The 3544-nt window shown below is 55.2% G+C and carries 2 rRNA genes; both read right to left on the bottom strand.

The annotated features are described in order from the left end of the window. Positions 1–4 precede the first annotated feature (4 nt). Positions 5–121 (bottom strand): 5S ribosomal RNA (rrf, locus tag ABIC52_RS16165). A gap of 139 nt (positions 122–260) precedes the next feature. Beyond that, positions 261–3389 (bottom strand): 23S ribosomal RNA (locus ABIC52_RS16160). Positions 3390–3544 lie beyond the last annotated feature (155 nt).

Below are 3544 nucleotides of genomic sequence, written 5' to 3'. Positions count from 1 at the left end.
TTGAGTCCGGCGGCGTCCTACTCTCCCACAAGGTCCCCCTTGCAGTACCATCGGCGCTGAGAGGCTTAGCTTCCGGGTTCGGAATGTGACCGGGCGTTTCCCTCTCGCTATGACCACCGGAACACTGTCGACCCAGATCCTGGATCAAACCATTGTTCCTTCAGAGCATTGCTGAAGTATTCAGTTTGATTCCCGATCGTCTGTCGGGAACCACAAAGTGGACGCGAGCCCGCCACCACAAGGGCGACGGTAAAAAGTGTGTTGTCAAGTCTTCGGCTTATTAGTACCGGTCAGCTCCACGGGTCGTTAGTCCCCGCTTCCACATCCGGCCTATCAACCCAGTAGTCTGCTGGGAGCCTCTCACACTCAAGGTGCATGGAAATCTCATCTCGAAGACGGCTTCCCGCTTAGATGCTTTCAGCGGTTATCCGGTCCGAACGTAGCTAATCAGCGGTGCCCTTGGCAGAACAACTGACACACCAGAGGTTCGTCCATCCCGGTCCTCTCGTACTAGGGATAGATCTTCTCAAATTTCCAACGCGCGCAGCGGATAGGGACCGAACTGTCTCACGACGTTCTAAACCCAGCTCGCGTACCGCTTTAATGGGCGAACAGCCCAACCCTTGGGACCTACTCCAGCCCCAGGATGCGACGAGCCGACATCGAGGTGCCAAACCATGCCGTCGATATGGACTCTTGGGCAAGATCAGCCTGTTATCCCCGAGGTACCTTTTATCCGTTGAGCGACAGCGCTTCCACAAGCCACTGCCGGATCACTAGTCCCGACTTTCGTCCCTGCTCGACCTGTCAGTCTCACAGTCAAGCTCCCTTGTGCACTTACACTCGCCACCTGATTGCCAACCAGGTTGAGGGAACCTTTGGGCGCCTCCGTTACTCTTTGGGAGGCAACCGCCCCAGTTAAACTACCCATCAGGCACTGTCCATGAACCCGATCAGGGTCCTACGTTAGACATCCAAAGTGACCAGAGTGGTATTTCAACAATGACTCCACGAACACTAGCGTGCCCGCTTCACAGTCTCCCACCTATCCTACACAAGCCACTCCGAACACCAATACCAAACTGTAGTAAAGGTCACGGGGTCTTTCCGTCCTGCTGCGCGTAACGAGCATCTTTACTCGTAGTGCAATTTCGCCGAGTTCGCGGTTGAGACAGCTGGGAAGTCGTTACGCCATTCGTGCAGGTCGGAACTTACCCGACAAGGAATTTCGCTACCTTAGGATGGTTATAGTTACCACCGCCGTTTACTGGGGCTTAAATTCAGAGCTTCGCCCGAGGGCTAACCCTTCCTCTTAACCTTCCAGCACCGGGCAGGCGTCAGTCCGTATACATCGTCTTGCGACTTCGCACGGACCTGTGTTTTTAGTAAACAGTCGCTTCCCACTGGTCTCTGCGGCCTTCAACGCTCAACGACGAGAAGTCGTATCACGTGTCCGGCCCCCCTTCTCCCGAAGTTACGGGGGCATTTTGCCGAGTTCCTTAACCACGATTCTCTCGATCTCCTTGGTATTCTCTACCTGACCACCTGAGTCGGTTTCGGGTACGGGCGGCTGCAACCTCGCGTCGATGCTTTTCTCGGCAGCATAGGATCACTGATTTCCCCTTACGGGTACGCGTCGGATCTCAGGCACACAGACGACGGATTTGCCTATCGTCAGCCCTACATCCTTACACCAGGTTCACCTTACGGATACCATCGCCTGGCTCAGCTACCTTCCTGCGTCACACCTGTTCATACGCTAGCCGCACCAGCATGGGGTCGAGCGTTAGACCGGACACCATCACCCCGAAGGGATCCGGAACATCCGGGTTAGGACTCTTAGCACCACTGGATTAGCTTGGGCGGTTGTTCGCCGGTACGGGAATATCAACCCGTTGTCCATCGACTACGCCTGTCGGCCTCGCCTTAGGTCCCGACTTACCCAGGGCGGATTAACCTGGCCCTGGAACCCTTGGTCTTTCGGAGGACGGGTTTCTCACCCGTCTTTCGCTACTCATGCCTGCATTCTCACTCGTGTGGCGTCCACGGCTGGATTACTCCGCCGCTTCACTCGCCACACGACGCTCTCCTACCACTCCGCACGACTGAACCACGAAGGCTTGTCTGTGTGCGAAATCTACAACTTCGGCGGTGTGCTTGAGCCCCGTTACATTGTCGGCGCGGAATCACTTGACCAGTGAGCTATTACGCACTCTTTCAAGGGTGGCTGCTTCTAAGCCAACCTCCTGGTTGTCTGTGCAACTCCACATCCTTTCCCACTTAGCACACGCTTAGGGGCCTTAGTTGGTAGTCTGGGTTGTTTCCCTCTCGACGATGAAGCTTATCCCCCACCGTCTCACTGCTGCGCTCTCACTCACCGGCATTCGGAGTTTGGCTGACGTCAGTAACCTGTTGAGGCCCATCGGCCATCCAGTAGCTCTACCTCCGGCGAGAAACACGCAACGCTGCACCTAAATGCATTTCGGAGAGAACCAGCTATCACGAAGTTTGATTGGCCTTTCACCCCTATCCACAGCTCATCCCCTCCATTTTCAACTGAAGTGGGTTCGGTCCTCCACGACGTCTTACCGTCGCTTCAACCTGGCCATGGATAGATCACTTCGCTTCGGGTCTAGGACATGCGACTGTATCGCCCTATTCAGACTCGCTTTCGCTACGGCTGCCCCACACGGGTTAACCTCGCCACATATCACTAACTCGCAGGCTCATTCTTCAAAAGGCACGCCGTCACCCCTACAAGGAGGCTCCGACGGTTTGTAAGCAAACGGTTTCAGGTACTATTTCACTCCCCTCCCGGGGTACTTTTCACCTTTCCCTCACGGTACTTGTCCGCTATCGGTCATCTGGGAGTATTTAGGCTTATCAGGTGGTCCTGACAGATTCACACGGGATTTCTCGGGCCCCGTGCTACTTGGGATACACATCCGGCCATAACACCATTTCGTCTACGGGGCTGGCACCCACTACGGCCCGGCTTTCAAACCGGTTCGACTATGATGCGCTGTAACCGCCCCAGTCCGGCAGAACTGAGCGACGTGTCCCACAACCCCGACCATGCAACGCCCGCCGGCTATCACACATGATCGGTTTAGCCTCATCCGCTTTCGCTCGCCACTACTCACGGAATCACATGTTGTTTTCTCTTCCTGTGGGTACTGAGATGTTTCACTTCCCCACGTTCCCTCTACCCGCCCTATATATTCAGGCGGGAGTCACCAGGTCACAAAAGCGCCCAGCGGGGTTTCCCCATTCGGAAATCCTCGGCTCACAGCTCGATTATCAGCTCCCCGAGGCTTATCGCAGATTTCTACGTCCTTCTTCGGCTCCAGATGCCAAGGCATCCACCGTTTGCTCTTAGAAACTTGACCACAAAGATTAAAAATTGCAATCCACTCACAACGTGACCCACCCAAAGGCCGGTCAACCATTGCAAGCGATTTTCAAAGATGCTCGCGTCCACTGTGTAGTTCTCAACATACGATCGGCACCACACTCCCCCAACCGGAACCGGTCAGCTTCATGT

The organism is Curtobacterium oceanosedimentum (genome assembly GCF_040545555.1).
Lineage (GTDB): Bacteria > Actinomycetota > Actinomycetes > Actinomycetales > Microbacteriaceae > Curtobacterium.
This window is presented reverse-complemented; position numbering and strand designations above follow the sequence as displayed.